The organism is Pseudomonas baetica (assembly GCF_002813455.1).
GTDB classification, from domain to species: Bacteria; Pseudomonadota; Gammaproteobacteria; order Pseudomonadales; family Pseudomonadaceae; genus Aquipseudomonas; species Aquipseudomonas baetica.
In genome coordinates this window covers 5857505-5871288 of sequence record NZ_PHHE01000001.1, presented here as the reverse complement: position 1 = coordinate 5871288, position 13784 = coordinate 5857505, and the positions used below count along the sequence as shown (strand labels likewise).

Annotated in this window: 13 protein-coding genes and 2 pseudogenes; 7 read left to right on the top strand and 8 right to left on the bottom strand. The window is 54.7% G+C overall.

What is annotated here, in order from left to right; translation table 11 throughout:
• Window positions 1–85 precede the first annotated feature (85 nt).
• Window positions 86–1417, top strand: coding sequence for an IS4 family transposase (locus ATI02_RS27225; RefSeq protein WP_100845672.1), 1332 nt, complete (start codon window positions 86–88; stop codon window positions 1415–1417).
• Window positions 1418–1463: 46 nt separating this feature from the next.
• On the opposite strand, the gene ATI02_RS27220 is transcribed toward ATI02_RS27225, so the two are convergent.
• Complete coding sequence (locus ATI02_RS27220; RefSeq protein ID WP_100847883.1) at window positions 1464–1835, bottom strand: glycine zipper domain-containing protein; 372 nt, start codon at window positions 1833–1835, stop codon at window positions 1464–1466.
• A 155-nt stretch (window positions 1836–1990) separates the two neighbouring features.
• Window positions 1991–3142 (bottom strand): ISL3 family transposase, encoded by a 1152-nt coding sequence (locus ATI02_RS27215; protein WP_341866118.1) that lies wholly within the window; start codon window positions 3140–3142, stop codon window positions 1991–1993.
• Here ATI02_RS27215 and ATI02_RS32860 point away from each other — a divergent pair.
• The gene (locus ATI02_RS32860; protein ID WP_244196567.1) at window positions 3065–3286 is read left to right on the top strand and encodes a hypothetical protein; all 222 of its coding nucleotides are present in this window, start codon (window positions 3065–3067) and stop codon (window positions 3284–3286) included. The two genes, ATI02_RS27215 and ATI02_RS32860, sit on opposite strands and share 78 nt — an antisense overlap.
• Before the next feature lie 194 nt (window positions 3287–3480).
• On the opposite strand, the gene ATI02_RS27210 is transcribed toward ATI02_RS32860, so the two are convergent.
• The 6 genes and pseudogenes from ATI02_RS27210 to ATI02_RS27185 form a co-directional block, all read right to left on the bottom strand.
• Window positions 3481–3666, bottom strand: coding sequence for a hypothetical protein (locus tag ATI02_RS27210; RefSeq protein WP_100847881.1), 186 nt, complete (start codon window positions 3664–3666; stop codon window positions 3481–3483).
• A 161-nt stretch (window positions 3667–3827) separates the two neighbouring features.
• Window positions 3828–4148, bottom strand: coding sequence for a YbjQ family protein (locus ATI02_RS27205; RefSeq protein ID WP_095191317.1), 321 nt, complete (start codon window positions 4146–4148; stop codon window positions 3828–3830).
• A gap of 921 nt (window positions 4149–5069) precedes the next feature.
• A pseudogene (locus tag ATI02_RS32855) lies at window positions 5070–5842 on the bottom strand (DNA-processing protein DprA).
• Between the two features lie 176 nt (window positions 5843–6018).
• Window positions 6019–7287: an HAD hydrolase-like protein gene (locus ATI02_RS27195; RefSeq protein WP_100847880.1), complete on the bottom strand. Its 1269-nt coding sequence runs from the start codon at window positions 7285–7287 to the stop codon at window positions 6019–6021.
• Between the two features lie 163 nt (window positions 7288–7450).
• A complete protein-coding gene (locus ATI02_RS27190; RefSeq protein WP_238156301.1) occupies window positions 7451–8476 on the bottom strand; it encodes a phage portal protein in 1026 nt (341 codons plus the stop codon).
• 11 nt (window positions 8477–8487) lie between these two features.
• Complete coding sequence (locus ATI02_RS27185; RefSeq protein ID WP_100848507.1) at window positions 8488–10245, bottom strand: terminase ATPase subunit family protein; 1758 nt, start codon at window positions 10243–10245, stop codon at window positions 8488–8490.
• A gap of 154 nt (window positions 10246–10399) precedes the next feature.
• Here ATI02_RS27185 and ATI02_RS27180 point away from each other — a divergent pair, with 154 nt between their 5' ends.
• The 5 genes and pseudogenes from ATI02_RS27180 (at window position 10400) to ATI02_RS27160 (ending at window position 13757) form a co-directional block, all read left to right on the top strand.
• On the top strand, window positions 10400–11230 hold the full coding sequence (locus ATI02_RS27180) for a GPO family capsid scaffolding protein (protein WP_100847878.1): 831 nt from the start codon (window positions 10400–10402) through the stop codon (window positions 11228–11230).
• Between the two features lie 43 nt (window positions 11231–11273).
• Window positions 11274–12281 carry a phage major capsid protein, P2 family gene (locus ATI02_RS27175; RefSeq protein ID WP_100847877.1) on the top strand — a complete coding sequence of 336 codons (1008 nt, stop codon included), beginning with the start codon at window positions 11274–11276 and terminating at the stop codon, window positions 12279–12281.
• A 10-nt stretch (window positions 12282–12291) separates the two neighbouring features.
• A complete protein-coding gene (locus ATI02_RS27170) occupies window positions 12292–12990 on the top strand; it encodes a phage terminase small subunit (protein ID WP_100847876.1) in 699 nt (232 codons plus the stop codon).
• Window positions 12991–13094: 104 nt separating this feature from the next.
• Window positions 13095–13565, top strand: a complete 471-nt coding sequence (locus ATI02_RS27165; RefSeq protein WP_100847875.1) for a head completion/stabilization protein — start codon at window positions 13095–13097, stop codon at window positions 13563–13565.
• Window positions 13565–13757, top strand: a pseudogene (locus tag ATI02_RS27160) (tail protein X). The gene ATI02_RS27165 and the pseudogene ATI02_RS27160 overlap by 1 nt, the downstream one beginning before the upstream one ends.
• The last annotated feature ends 27 nt before the right edge of the window (window positions 13758–13784 follow it).

Below are 13784 nucleotides of genomic sequence, written 5' to 3'. Positions count from 1 at the left end.
AGCCTAATGCTGTTCACTTAAGCATTTGAATCCTCGCCGGGCTTCTTCGAAAATCCGATGTCAGATCTCTGGCATCGGATTTTTTATGTCTGTTCAACAGGACTTGCTCGACCTCGGCGACCTTTTCAACTTCTGTGACTTGAGCACATTCACTCAAAATATTCCCATCGAGTGGGTCGCGTCTGCGCTGGATCTGTCCAGCCAGGCCACTATCCGACGGCGTCGCTTGCCTGCCGACCAAGTGCTCTGGCTGGTGCTCGGCATGGCATTGTTTCGCGACGAGCCCGTTCATGAGGTCGCCCGACGTTTGAACATCTGCGCCCAAGGTCTGGCTTCTGACCATCTATTGGCCCGTAGCGGTGTATCCGAAGCCCGCAAGCGGCTGGGGGCCGACCCGGTTGAGTGGTTGTTTCGCAAAACGGGTACTCAATGGGGCGCGCAGCGCTATCCCGATGATGCCTGGCAGGATCTGCAAGTATTTGCAGTCGATGGTGCGCTTCTGCGCACGCCGGATACACCGGAGTTGCGAGACCATTTCGGTTCTGGAAACACCTCGACCGACCGCCAGACTCCCTTTCCCATGCTGCGCCTGGTGGCGCTGATGAATGTGCGTTCACACCTGATCCTGGATGCACAGCTTAGCCCTTACCGACGCAGCGAAATGCGTCTGGCCGATGAGTTTTTGCAGCAGATCCCCGACCACTCCGTGACGCTATTCGATAAAGGGTTCTGGAGCGCCGATCTCATGCTCAGCCTGAGCGGCGACGGCAGTCACCGTCATTGGCTGATTCCGGCAAAAAAGGGATTGGTTTGCGAGGAGGTAGCCCGTTACAACCAGCATGATCGTTTGGTGCGTATGAAAGTGTCGCCGCAAGCCAGAAAGCGAAATCCGACTCTTCCTACACACTGGGAGGCGCGTGAAGTCAGTTATGAAATTCAAGGCAAAGTAAAAACAGTCATGACGTCGTTGCCGGCCAAGATCTACAGCACCAAGTCTGTTGCCAAGCTTTATCAGGAGCGCTGGGAAATCGAATTGGGCTTCAGGGATATCAAAAGCTCAATGCAGCAAAACGCAATGACCTTGCGCAGCAAAAAGGTCGATTTGATCTACCAGGAAGTGTGGGGGTTGTTGCTGGCTTACAACGTGATTCGTCGGGAGGCAAGTCAGGCAGCAGTCGCGTTTGGTCGAGCGCCGTCGGACATCCGTTTCAAGCCGGCTTGCCAGTACATCGCCGTGCAGTTGATCGTAATGGCAGCGGCCAATCCTGTTTCAGCGACGGGTAGACGGTTGGCGGAACTTAGAAAAGGCGTTGGCGGGCTGTTTCTGGATCACCGTCCAAGGCCTTCGAGGCCAAGGACGGTGAAGATCTCAAAAACCCGGTTTCCGGTGGACCGTAAGGCTGCTCCGCTTAAGTGAACAGCATTACGACATCCAGTCGGGCTTTTCTGGCACGCAATCAATCTCAGTGACGCTTGTGGCCTTTGGACAGGTTGCTGCCCACCGCGCCGCCCGCAGCACCACCCAGACCAGCACCGATGGTGGCGCCATTTCTGCCGCCCAGGCTGTTGCCGATCACCGAACCGCCGGCAGCGCCAACACCGCCGCCGATGGCCGCTTTGGTCCGGCTGCCTTTGCGTGCCGCCACTGCACTACCCGCTGCGCCCGCCACACCGGCACCAATCGCGGCGCCGGTGCTGCCGCCCATTTTCTGGCCGACGACATTACCCAGCGCGCCACCCAGACCACCGCCCAGCGCAGCGGTGCCGTCACCGGCAGCCATCGCACCTTGAGCAACGAAAAGCCCCAGAACCAGAGCAGGCAGTGTTAAACGCATGACGAAAACCTCAAAAATCGGGATGACAAAAAGGGGGCGGGATTTAATGCCGTAGCTGCGCAAAAGTCCAGACGGAACCAAAGCGCAGCAAGCACTTGGCGCCGATTTGACAGCGATTCTGGAAAAGGTTTTACGACAGGCAAAAAAAAGGTTCTTCACGGATTACCGGGAAAGACGCTCTTGATTTTCATGAAAAAGAATTCGCTATCCCGGTAACCGTACGCCATCCGTTTGATAACCTTTATTCGATTGTTTATGCCTTCCAACTGCCCCGTGTGCATCGGCCAGCGAACCCGGCTGACGATTCCCCGCCAATAACCCTTTAGCCGTTTGGCGAACAGGATCAGAGCCGGTATCGCGCTTTCATCAGCGTGGCGCAGCCATTGCTTCCAGGCTGATCTCCAGCCCCAGGCGGTACTTGGCGTCCAGAGCGTTTTGAGTTCAGCTTTCATCAAGTAGACCGTCATCAACGCTTGGTTGGCCGCCAGCAAATCCTCCAAGCGGACCTGTTGCTCCGGTGTTTTCAGGTTCTGCGGGTTGCGCAGGAGCAGCCAACGCGCTTGCTTGATGACCTTTCGGGCCGGCTTGTCGTGACGCAGTCGATTGGCTTCGTCGACGCGAACCCGATCAATCACCTCTCGGCCATATTTGGCCACCACATGGAAAAGATCGTAGACCACTCGCGCTTTTGGGCAGTGCTGACGAACCTCCAGATCAAAAGCGGTGTTCATGTCCATTGCCACCGCTTCGATTCGGGCGCACCCCTCTGGCCCCAGCTCTTCGAAAAATGGCCTGACCGCCGCCCGGCTGCGGCCTTCGCCGATCCACAGCACCCGTCGCGTATCCGCGTCCAGAACAACGCTGGCATAACGATGACCTTTGAATAATGCGAACTCGTCCATCACCAAGCGTCGCGGTTGCGCCTTTGGCAAAACGCTCAATGCTGCTTGCAAGGCTCGACGCTCCAGCACCCGAACGGTCTCCCAATGCAGCCCAAACATCTGCGCTACGTGCAACGTGGGAAGGCGTTCACAGGCTTGAATGACCGCCTCTGCCAGACGCCGTGTCATACGGGCATAGCGATCCAGCCAACTGACGGCCTCCATGCGTTTGCCACAGTCGCGGCAACCAACGCGTCGGAGCAAAACGCTCAGGCGTACTGCGCGACCGAGAATGGGTAAATCACGAATGACTCGCTGGCAATACTCATGCGTGGTTGAACAGGGTTTTTGGCACCCACCACAGGAAGGGAATCGGGTGGCGTGGGGTGTAAGATCGATCAGGAGGGCATCACCATCAGGCTTGATCGTGACGACAGAAAAGCCCTCCCAAAAAGGAAGGAAAGTATTAATATCGCGCATAAGAACGCCGGTTTGTTAGATGTGTTTGCTCGCACGAACATCATCAAGCAAATCGGCGTTCTTGTTTCTGTGTTTCCCGGGATTCCGTGAAGAACCAAAAAAAAGCCCGCTGGGGAGACGGGCTGGAGACTTGCTTTCTAACGGATGGCTTCACCTTAATCCGGACTACGTGAAAAGTTTGTGAAAAAAAACCGAGTTCTTTAAACCATTCGTAGAACGTTTCGGAAGTCACCGATCAGACGTAAAAAAACCCCGTTCAATGACGGGGTTTATGTCGAGAAAGCTTATTTTCTGGCCCGCGCCACCTTGGGAAGGAATTTCGCCTTCGGCCCTTTCGGCGCCATGGATTTGATTTTGGCGTTCTGAATCGTGTCTTCACCAAAACCCGACTGGTACTCGCTCTGTCCGCAGCGTACGCAGTTGTTGAAGGAAAATTCAGCGCCATCGTCTTCGATATACGGTTGAGTCATGCCCTCTCCCCTTCGTAATAGGTCGACACCGGCAAACCATCTTGCCTGAAAAATATCGACCCCTCAGGATTTTGAGACTAGCTGGTCATTAATGGACTTGTTATTCAGAACGCCTGACGCCCGACGAATGGCCTACAAAAATTCAACGCCGCGGCGGCCGCTCAGCGCAGCTTCACCGCTGTTCCCGTCACAAACACCACAACCATGCCGCCCTTGCCCGCCGGCATGCTGATCTCGAAATCCAATCCGACCACCGCATCTGCCTGCAAGGCACGCGCTCGTTCCTTGATCTCGTCCGTGGCCTGAATGCGAGCTTCTTTCAATGCCCGCTCCAGCGTTTGCGACCGACCGCCAAAAAAATCACGCATGCCGGCAAACATGTCGCGGATCACATTGACGCCCTGCACCGACTCCGCACTGACTATGTCCAGATAGGCGGTGATCTGACGGCCTTCGATGGCTTGAGTGGTGGAAATGATCATGGAAACAGTCCTTTTCTGGCAGATAAAAACCGCGATTGTAATTCAATCGAGGATGAAGCCGATTTTCAGTTGACGCCCAAAAAATGCAGACGCCAGAAACCACAAAACCCCTGACTTCTTCCGAAATCAGGGGTTTTGTGTAATCGAATATGGCGGTGAAGGAGAGATTCGAAACCGCCCGATTACAATTTTCGCGAAGTCTGGCCCCGGTTTTTAAGGGTTTCAGGGCGATAGTTAGCGCGCAAGGGTTCCCATGGCAGTCCCATAGATTTGTGCGGCAGTCGAACGCGCAAAGGGCGATACGGTGGTTACCCGTTTTTTTGGGAACGGCATCGGAAAAAGGTAATTTCGGTAACTAAATCAAATAACCGGCCTAAGAGCCTTGATTCAACTGACCTGCAAGGTATCGGCACAAGGTAATTTTTAAGTAATGTAAAGGTAAGGTAATTACCTTTTAAGGGAGTAATTTTTCTATTCATTTACCTCTTATAAATCAGCAACTTACGCCAACATTACCTTTTCATTACTCAAAATTACTTTTTGAAGTAATTCAGTAAAACCAATGAAAACGGGGCTTTCAGCGGTCGACCGATATCCGAATTACCACATTACTTTTTTCCGACTGGGCTGCTGAAAATCAGCGCCTGACGGTGCCTCATGTCTGACGAACAAACGAGCCAGGGAAAATGCATCGGGTACCCTACCCTTCGCAGGGATTCGCAGGCTTTTTGTCTACTTCATTCAGCATCACAAAGCCCAGCCGAGGCTGCGCTCGGCGGATCGCAGGACTGCGGAAAAAAAGACCCATTTAGCCCGTAGGCGAGGTGGGGGGACGACGACGCGCGCCAATAAAATTTCACCGTGCAAATTGCCCAGTAAATATTATGTAAACAAAGCAGTTTCACGCGACTTCTAGTAGTTTTATTTAATAACTCGATCTAGACTCTTGAGCATATCTGGATAATCAAACTTGCTTTTCAAGACCATCAAGTTGCTTAACTCAGAAGCTGTCGCCTTTAACAAGTTACATCGAGCGACACTATCACCTTCTGAAAGCATCAAATTTGCAGATATCTTCGGCTCTGCATTTTCTATATCTCGCACAGTTGGATACGGAACAATTAAACTGCGACCAAACTTAATAGCGCTTCTAGACGCATGTAGGCTCCCGCCCTTCAAATCAGACTGAATCATGATTACACCACTAGAAAGCCCTGCCTGAGTTTTATCTCGAATCACAAAGTTAGGTCCAGAAGCTTTTACGCCGAACGCAAACTCAGAAACTAGAAGTCCCCCTTTCGATACGATATCTCTAGCCAACTCCTGATTCTGGCGCGGAGCGATCATTTGCAAACCATGTGCAAGTACCGCAACTGTCCCCCCCCGCTATCTAATGCTTGTCTATGCGCGATAGCATCACACCCAATGGCTAAGCCACTGACAATCACCCATCCCTGACCCACGACATACTCAGTAATTCGCTGAGCTATTATCTTGCCGTGTTCAGTAGGTTCGCGAGTACCAATCACCGCAACACTTTTTTTGTTTAATAACTGAGAGTTTCCTTGTAAAAATAACAACGCGGGAGCCGAACCAGAACCACGCAACAACTCTGAATATTTTCCGTCCAATGTGGATACAACTTCAATCCCATTTGTTTCTGCGGCTTTCTTCTGAAACTCAGCGCTACTCATCGCTGCGTCATATATAGATGCATCAAATGGGATTTTTCGAAGCGAAGATGCCATCTCGCACAACTCAAAAATTGTCCCATTCGGATTATGTAAAGAAAGCGCCTTATTAATAGTACTTGCACCGATACCCTTCAATGCGCTGAGCACTAGAGCTAAAAAGGCGTTCTGGCTTAACATCACCTATCCTTGATTGAAATCGTTTGCGCTAAGCATACGCAAATCACATGCACAGCGCCATTATCCCTGCAGATTTTGTCCATGAAGAAAAGAGTTGCTCCAGTAGTAACCACATCATCTAGGACAAACACCACTTTGCCGTCGAACTGCTCGGGATTTTCACAACTCAGACAATCTCGTACGTTCTCAAATCGCTGCACACCGTTTAGGAACTCGCCATGGTGTGATTTGGCTGCATCCGAAAATTTGAATGCAGTGGGTGCAAAACTCACGACACCGTCACTGATTGCATCATGACTATTCGCCTCTTCAATATAGGCAAGGAAGTTCTCCATCCTAGGCTTTCTACCTAATTTCGAGGGCGCAACTGTTACAATAACTTCATATTTGTATTTTTTTCGCCTCTGTAAAAAACCCTCACTTTCCCTTAGTGCTGATATCTGATTCTGCATAGCATCCCGAACACAGACTGCCCACTCCTGAGGAAATGTATCGGTATCTTTATATTTAAGAATTTCGTCAGTTAATAAATGCCACTCTCTTTTGTTTTTTGTTGCTTGATGCTCAGCAAACAAACGTCCAAGCGAAAGCACTCGAAAGGGTTTCCCGGGTTCCCCAAAACCATCCGGTGTAAAATGTGAAGTTGCACAAACACGCTCGGGATAATTTTCATCTAAAGGCTCTTCCAACACAACCTTCTCAAGCCATGGCAACTTTGACTTAATTGAAGTAATAGCACGAAGTAGCGTATTTTCCTTCTTCACGATCGCATCAGGAATTCTATTGCGTGCGGCATAACTTGGTTTCGCCAGCCCTACTTCACTTAAGACAAACCAGCATCCTCCTCTATACGCAGCGTCCGCATCACTTACATCATCGCCAACGAGGATAACCTTTTCTCGGTCATCTACTCCCGCATGCTTTGCCGCTAGATACAATCCATCCGGCTGAGGCTTAGGTCGATCGACATCCTCATAGCCTACGATAGCTGCCCACTTGATTTCAGGGTATACGATATTCAATAATTCCCGAGCGTAAGCTCGAGGAGATCGAGTAACAACAGCAACTTGTACACTAGGGAGGCTTTCAGAAAGCTTTATAAAAAAATCGCTAGATAATATTCTCCGCTGGAGCGATGTAGCTTTTGCTCTCAGTCGCGCCAAGTAGTCCTCATCACTTACATTGACATTTTCTTTGCCGCGAAACTCTATAAGATCGTCAGTCTTTACGAGAGTGTTGTCCAAATCAAATATAATTAAATCAACCATCTAGAAATTCCCTGTAAATCAGTCCTTAGATGGCCAAGCCTCGCGCTTTTACATGCAACATGTCAATACGACATCATTACAATTGAGCTTTCATGCGACTGATTTTATCTATCTAAATCAGCCATTCGATAGTTTTTATCTATAGATTGCACGGATTTTTAGATCACACTTTGGTTATGCGATTACTCAAGAAAACTCCTGAACAAGTGAATCTTATTACCTCATCGCAGCACCACTCATTGACTTGTTCAAATCTAGCTTGGAGTGGTAGCAGCTCATTGCAAACCCAAAGCTCAGATGCCTCTTTAACCGAGCCAAAGCCACCTGCGTGCTGCGGAACAATACCCATCAACTGCGGTGGAATCCGGAGGCTCGCCAACACGTCATCCCTAGTCTGATTCTTAATCGAGTTGAATTCATCCTTAGCCGCCACCTCGCTCACCGGAATCAGTTGAATCCCGTCCTTTTTGCCGGTCGGCGAGTACACGAACAAATTCCGGAAATTTCCTGGCCCCTTCGATTCCTTCAGAGCCTTGCGCAATGCATCAATGTCCGCCTCTGTCTGGGCCGCGTCCGTCATGTACAAGATGAAACCAGCGTGACTACCGTTCTCGTAATACTTGCGCCGAAACAACGTCGCCGACTCGTTCAACAACGCCGACTGCAAAGCACTGATCCACTCCGGCAACCCATAAATCTCTTGATGCAGATCCGCCTCACGCAGATGAAAAATGCTGTCCGGCTCAAACGCATGCTCATCCTTCCACCCACGCACCTGGTAAAACTGCCCGTCCGGCCCAGCACGCATGTACTTGGCCAATGGCGTATCCAGCTTCCGAACCCCGCCCAACCGCGACCGACGCCCCTCGAAATAGCCATTACCCAAGCACAAAAAATCCAACGCAAACTGCTCAAACGAAGCCCGCGACAGCAGCGGATGCGGGATAAACGTCTTGCTCAACAGATTGCGTTTGAACATCAGTCCCGAATGCAGATGCACGCTCGCCCCCACCGAACGAGCCAGCCCATCCAGCGAAAGCGGCGGCTCATACCACCGCCCGTTGAACCAGCACTCCAGGTAATCGAAAACCTCCCGACCACCCAGCACCGGCGTCGGCTCGCCGAAGGAAAACACCTGAGTCCCGGCGCCTGTGGCGGGTGTAGTCGCGGGCAACGTCTGGTTGGCCATTTGTTCGGTCATCAGTAAATCTCCATGCGCCCGGTGTTGGCAGTGGTCTGCCCCTCAAGCGGTTCGTGGTGCAATGCGTGAAAGAGCGCCCAGGCCAGGTCGGCGTGGCCGGTGTTGTCGTTACGGCCGGCGGTGTAGGTGTACTGGCGTCCGCCGGCGGTGATGGTCTTTCGGATTGCCATCAGCGACTGGGCCATGTCGGTCCAGCCGGCGTCGAATTCGAGCCGTCCCTTGTGGATTACGTCGTAGGCCTTGAGTACGAGGCGGGTTTTGACTTCGGGCGAGTAGCTGAAGGTAGTCACTGCTGGGAAGAACTGGCGCACCAGTTGGGCCACGCCGCTGCCCAGACCGGTCACGTCGATCCCGATGTAGGTCACCCAGTAGCGGTCGCAGACGCTCTTGATGAACGCGGCCTGCGCGGCGAAGTCCATGCCCCGGAACTGGTGACGCTCGAGGATGCGGAACTTGCCGCCCGGAACCAGTGGCGGCGCGACCACCACCATGCCGGAACAGTCGCCCGTCTCGGCCGGGTCATAGCCGATCCAAACCTGGCGGTCGCCGAACGGGCGCATGGCGAAGGGTTTGTAGTCCTCGGCCCACTCGACCCAACTGTCCACCATGCACGACTGCAAAAGGGTCAGCGGAAAGATGCTCGCGCCATCGTCGACGAACTCGCACATCAGCAGGTTGGCGAACGCCTCGGGGCTGTACTCGCGGCGCAGTTCCTCAATATCGAACAGGTCACAACCGCCCCGCTCCGCATCCAGAATCGTGACGATCTGCCGCCACAACCGATCCTCACAGAACCGGCCCTGCTGGAGCGCACCGTGGGACACGTCAACCTTCGTATGCTGTGCGGCGGGCTTGCCCTTGTTGAAGCGCTCGCCCGTCCAGAAGGTGTACGCCTCGTGGGCCATGCTCGACGGCGTAGAAAAGTAGGTCTTGCGCCACTTCTTGTGCATCGCCATGCCCGAGGCGACCTTATTCAGCTCTTCAAACTTGAACGTCCAGAAGAACTCATCGAAGTAGAAATTGCCGTGATAGCCCTGGGCAGTGCGGGCGTTGGTACCGAGGAAAAACAGCTCGGCGCCGTTGGGCAAAACGATGGGATCGCCAGTCAGCTCGACGCCGATAATCTCGCGGCAGAACGCTTGAATGTAGCCCCGGAACAGGTAGGCCTGGTTCTTCGAAGCCGACAGGAAAATCTGGTTGCGGCCGGTCTCCAGCGCATCGATGAACGCCTCGCGGGCGAAGTAGTAAGTCGCGCCGATCTGCCGACTCTTGAGAATGACGCGGGTGCGCTGATTGCCGGCGCGGTACCAGTCTTTCTGGTAGTCGAAACAGCCATCGATAAAGGCCTCACGCAGCAGCTCGATCTGGTCTTCGTCAATCTCGTTCTTGACGGCCTTTTTCTTCGGCTCGGCGTTGCGTTTCGCTAGATTCGGGTTGAGGTCGGTTTCGGTACCGCCCCCCTGAAAGCGCTGGATGCGCGCCTGCCGCTCCAACTGCCGGTGCAGCAAATCAATCTCTTTGAAATCGCTGCCGCTTTTCCCGTCCTTGAGGATCAGTTGCACTAACCGCGCTTCCAGTGCCCCGCCGATTCGCTCGACATTGTCGGCGCGGTCCCACTGATCGCGGGCCTTCCAGCTATGTAGCGTCTTTTCCTTTTCGCCAGTAGCCTCGGCAATCTCGCAGACGCGCCACCCCATCCAATACAGAAACTTGGATTGGCGGCGCGGATCCATGGGCAGCAGTGCGGTCGTAATCATGGCCGCGATGCTGCCGCCCATGCCGACGACTCAATAGCGGCGCCTCTTGTACCGCCCTTCCCTACAGTCCCGCCTCATTGCCGCAACTCGCGCGCGTCACGACCATGCCCCTCATCGCAGGCAATCAGCGCCCAAGCAAATGAGGTTTCCCGACATGAAGAAATTCCGCAGCAACTGGTTCCGCGTCGCCGTCGAGGGCGCTACCTCGGACAAGCGCACCATCAAACGCAACTGGCTGGAACAGGCTGCGAAGAACTTCAACCCGTCCACCTATGGCGCGCGGATCTGGCTTGAGCATTTCCGTAGCTTGCTACCCGACAGCCCATTCAAGGCCTACGGCGATGTTCTGGCGGTGAGAACCGAGGAAGTGGACATCAACGGACAAAAGAAACTGGCCCTGTTCGCCCAGGTCGAGCCGACGGCTGACCTGATCGCCATGAACAAAGCAAAACAGAAGATCTACACCTCAATCGAAATCGACGACAGCTTCGCTGATACCGGTGAGGCCTACATCGTGGGTCTTGGCGTGACCGATTCACCGGCCAGCCTTGGCACCGACGTCTTGTCGTTCTCGGCCCAGAAACCGGACGTCAGTCCGTTCAAGGATCGCCACTACTCTGCGACTTCGATGTTCACCGAGGCGCTGGAAACAGAGCTGACGTTCGAGGAATTCGAAGAAAAACCGAGCATCGGCGCTCACCTACTCAGCACGGTGAGGAACCTGCTCGGCGGCAAGCAAAGCAAGGATGAAAACGAGTTCGCCCACATCAGCCAAGCAGTCGAAACCGTCGCCGAACACGTCAAAGATCTGCCCGCCCAGATGGCAGCCGAGAAGAAGTTTTCGACAAGCCTGCAAACCCGGTTGGATCAACTGAGCAAAGACTTCACCGAAATGAAGACCCAGCTCTCCACCACCCAAGACCCCAATCAAAAGACGCGCCCTCCGGTAACCGGTGGCGACAACTCGGTCGTGACTGACTGCTGAAAGTCAGCCCCGCCACAGCCCCGAATAACCAAGGACGACCACCATGCGCAACGACACACGCGTTCTGTTCAATGCTTACCTGCAGCAGCTCGCCCAACTGCACGGCGTGAGCGACGTCACCACCAAATTCACCGCGGCACCGAGCGTTGCCCAGACGCTCGAAACCCGCATTCAGGAATCAAGCGCGTTCCTCACCTCGATCAACATCTACGGCGTATCTGAGCAGTCTGGCGAGAAGATCGGCATCGGTATCGACGGCACCATTGCCAGCACCACCGACACCACCGTGAAGGATCGCGAACCCCGTGACCCGAGCAGCTTGGACAATCGCGGGTACACCTGCACCCAAACCAACTTTGACACCGGCCTGCGTTACCAGAAGCTGGATCAGTGGGCGAAATTCAAAGACTTTCAGGCGCGCATCCGTGACGCGATCATCAAGGTTCAGGCGCTCAACCGGATCATGATCGGCTGGAACGGCACCAGTCGCGCCGCCACTTCGAACCCGGCAACCAACCCGTTATTGCAGGACGTCAACATCGGCTGGCTGCAAAAAATGCGCATTGAAAACGAAGCCCGCGTCATGGCCGAAGTTGTGGCAGGCAGTGGCAAGATCGAAATCGGCGCCGGCAAGGACTTCGAAAACATCGACGCCTTGGTTGTCAGCATGGTCAACGAGTTCATCGACCCTTGGTATCAGGAAGACACCGATCTGGTGGTCATCTGCGGCCGCCAACTATTGGCCGACAAATACTTCCCGATCATCAACAAGACTCAGGCGCCGACCGAAATGCTCGCTGCTGACATCGTCACCAGCCAAAAGCGATTGGGCAATCTGCCGGCTGTGCGCGTACCGCACTTCCCGGCCAACGGCCTGCTGGTGACTCGCCTCGACAACCTGTCGATCTACTGGCAAGAAGGCACCCGCCGCCGCACCGTCGTCGACAACGCCAAACGCGACCGCATCGAGAACTTCGAATCGGTTAACGAAAGCTACGTGATCGAAGATCTAGGCTGCGCCGCCATGGCCGAAAACATCACCCTGAGCTGAGGCGGACACCATGACCAATCCCTGCCGTCGCCATTTTGTTCGTGTCAGTGCCGCCATCGAAGCGGCAGCGGCTAACCCCACTCAAACCATGGCCGGCGCCACGGCCTACGAACATCAGCTCAATCAACTGCTGCAAGACCGTCTGCGCCTGAAACAGGTGCAATCCAACCAGGGCAAAGCCGAACTCAAGCGTCAGTTGCTGCCCGATTACATCCCCTACGTGCAAGGCGTGCTCGAGGGCGGCAAAGGCGCACAAGATGAAGTGCTGACCACCATCATGGTCTGGCGCATCGACGCCGAAGACTTCAACGGCGCCCTCGACATTGCCGACTACGTACTCAAACACAAATTGATCATGCCTGACCGGTTCGAACGCACCACCGGCTGCCTGGTCGCGGAAGAAATCGCCACCGTCGCGCTCAAGGCGCTGAAAGTCGGCGAATCGTTTGAGCTCGCGATTCTGCAACGCACCGCTGAACTTACCGACGCCGAGGATATGCCCGATCAGGCATGCGCCAAGCTATTCCTCGCCATGGGCCGCGCAACGCTGGAAGGCGTCAACGACGAGCGCCCCGGCCAACCCGGTCAGGTACAAGCCGGCATTGACCTGCTGAAAAAAGCCATCGACCTGCACGACGCCTGCGGTGGCAAAAAGGATCTGGAGCGGGCCGAACGCCTGCTCAACAAACTCGCTGCCGCGGGCAGCTAACCGAGCGTCCCCACGCACCCCGCCGGCTCGGGGCGGATCGGCCAGGCCACTCCTCCTGAACGTGAAGCCCCGACCACCGGCGACCTACAACAGAGCGCAGATTCATGAGCGGATTCGTAGCGGGCGGCAACAGTACTCCGGTCACCAGCGGCCACATCAACACCGACCCCTTCTGGCCGTCGATCGATCTCGACGACGTGCGCGGCACTTTGCGCATCGACTCCAGTGTCACGCCGATCCGTCTGGAAGCCGCGACCATCGCCGCCGCCATCAGCGTGAACCGCGAGTTCACCACATGGCGCCGCGCCAAGCAGGCCGAAGGCTACGCCACTCTCGCGGACGTACCGGCCGAACAAATCGAGAAGAAATCTGAACTCGTTCACCTCTACCAAAGGGTGATCTACGCCGCGACCGGTGCGGAAATCTGCGAGCGCTACCGCTCCTACGACAGCACTAACAGCGGCAACCAGAACGCCGAAGAACTGACCCCGAGCATCGACGAATTGCGCCGCGACCAGCGCTGGGCCGTGCGCGACTTCCTCGGCCTCGGCCGTACCACCGTGGAGCTGATCTGATGGCCGTCAGCATCCGCGCCCAACAAAACGACACCGTCGATGCCCTGTGTTGGCGTCACTACGGCCGTACCGCCGGCGTGAGCGAAGCAGTGCTCGAAGCCAACCCCGGACTCGCCGACCACGGCCCGATTTTGCCGCAAGGACTTCTGGTGCGGATGCCCGAAACGGCAAATGGTGAATCTATGGAGCTGAACCGCCGCGCCTCTGAACCCAATCACT

Coding starts and splice junctions, on each gene's coding strand:
- ATI02_RS27220 (WP_100847883.1), bottom strand. CDS start 1,835: ATGCGTTTAACACTGCCTGCTCTGGTTCTGGGGCTTTTCGTTGCTCAA.
- ATI02_RS27175 (WP_100847877.1), top strand. CDS start 11,274: ATGCGCAACGACACACGCGTTCTGTTCAATGCTTACCTGCAGCAGCTC.
- ATI02_RS27165 (WP_100847875.1), top strand. CDS start 13,095: ATGAGCGGATTCGTAGCGGGCGGCAACAGTACTCCGGTCACCAGCGGC.
- ATI02_RS27210 (WP_100847881.1), bottom strand. CDS start 3,666: ATGACTCAACCGTATATCGAAGACGATGGCGCTGAATTTTCCTTCAAC.
- ATI02_RS27185 (WP_100848507.1), bottom strand. CDS start 10,245: ATGATTACGACCGCACTGCTGCCCATGGATCCGCGCCGCCAATCCAAG.
- ATI02_RS27170 (WP_100847876.1), top strand. CDS start 12,292: ATGACCAATCCCTGCCGTCGCCATTTTGTTCGTGTCAGTGCCGCCATC.
- ATI02_RS27195 (WP_100847880.1), bottom strand. CDS start 7,287: ATGGTTGATTTAATTATATTTGATTTGGACAACACTCTCGTAAAGACT.
- ATI02_RS27225 (WP_100845672.1), top strand. CDS start 86: ATGTCTGTTCAACAGGACTTGCTCGACCTCGGCGACCTTTTCAACTTC.
- ATI02_RS27205 (WP_095191317.1), bottom strand. CDS start 4,148: ATGATCATTTCCACCACTCAAGCCATCGAAGGCCGTCAGATCACCGCC.
- ATI02_RS27190 (WP_238156301.1), bottom strand. CDS start 8,476: ATGGCCAACCAGACGTTGCCCGCGACTACACCCGCCACAGGCGCCGGG.
- ATI02_RS27180 (WP_100847878.1), top strand. CDS start 10,400: ATGAAGAAATTCCGCAGCAACTGGTTCCGCGTCGCCGTCGAGGGCGCT.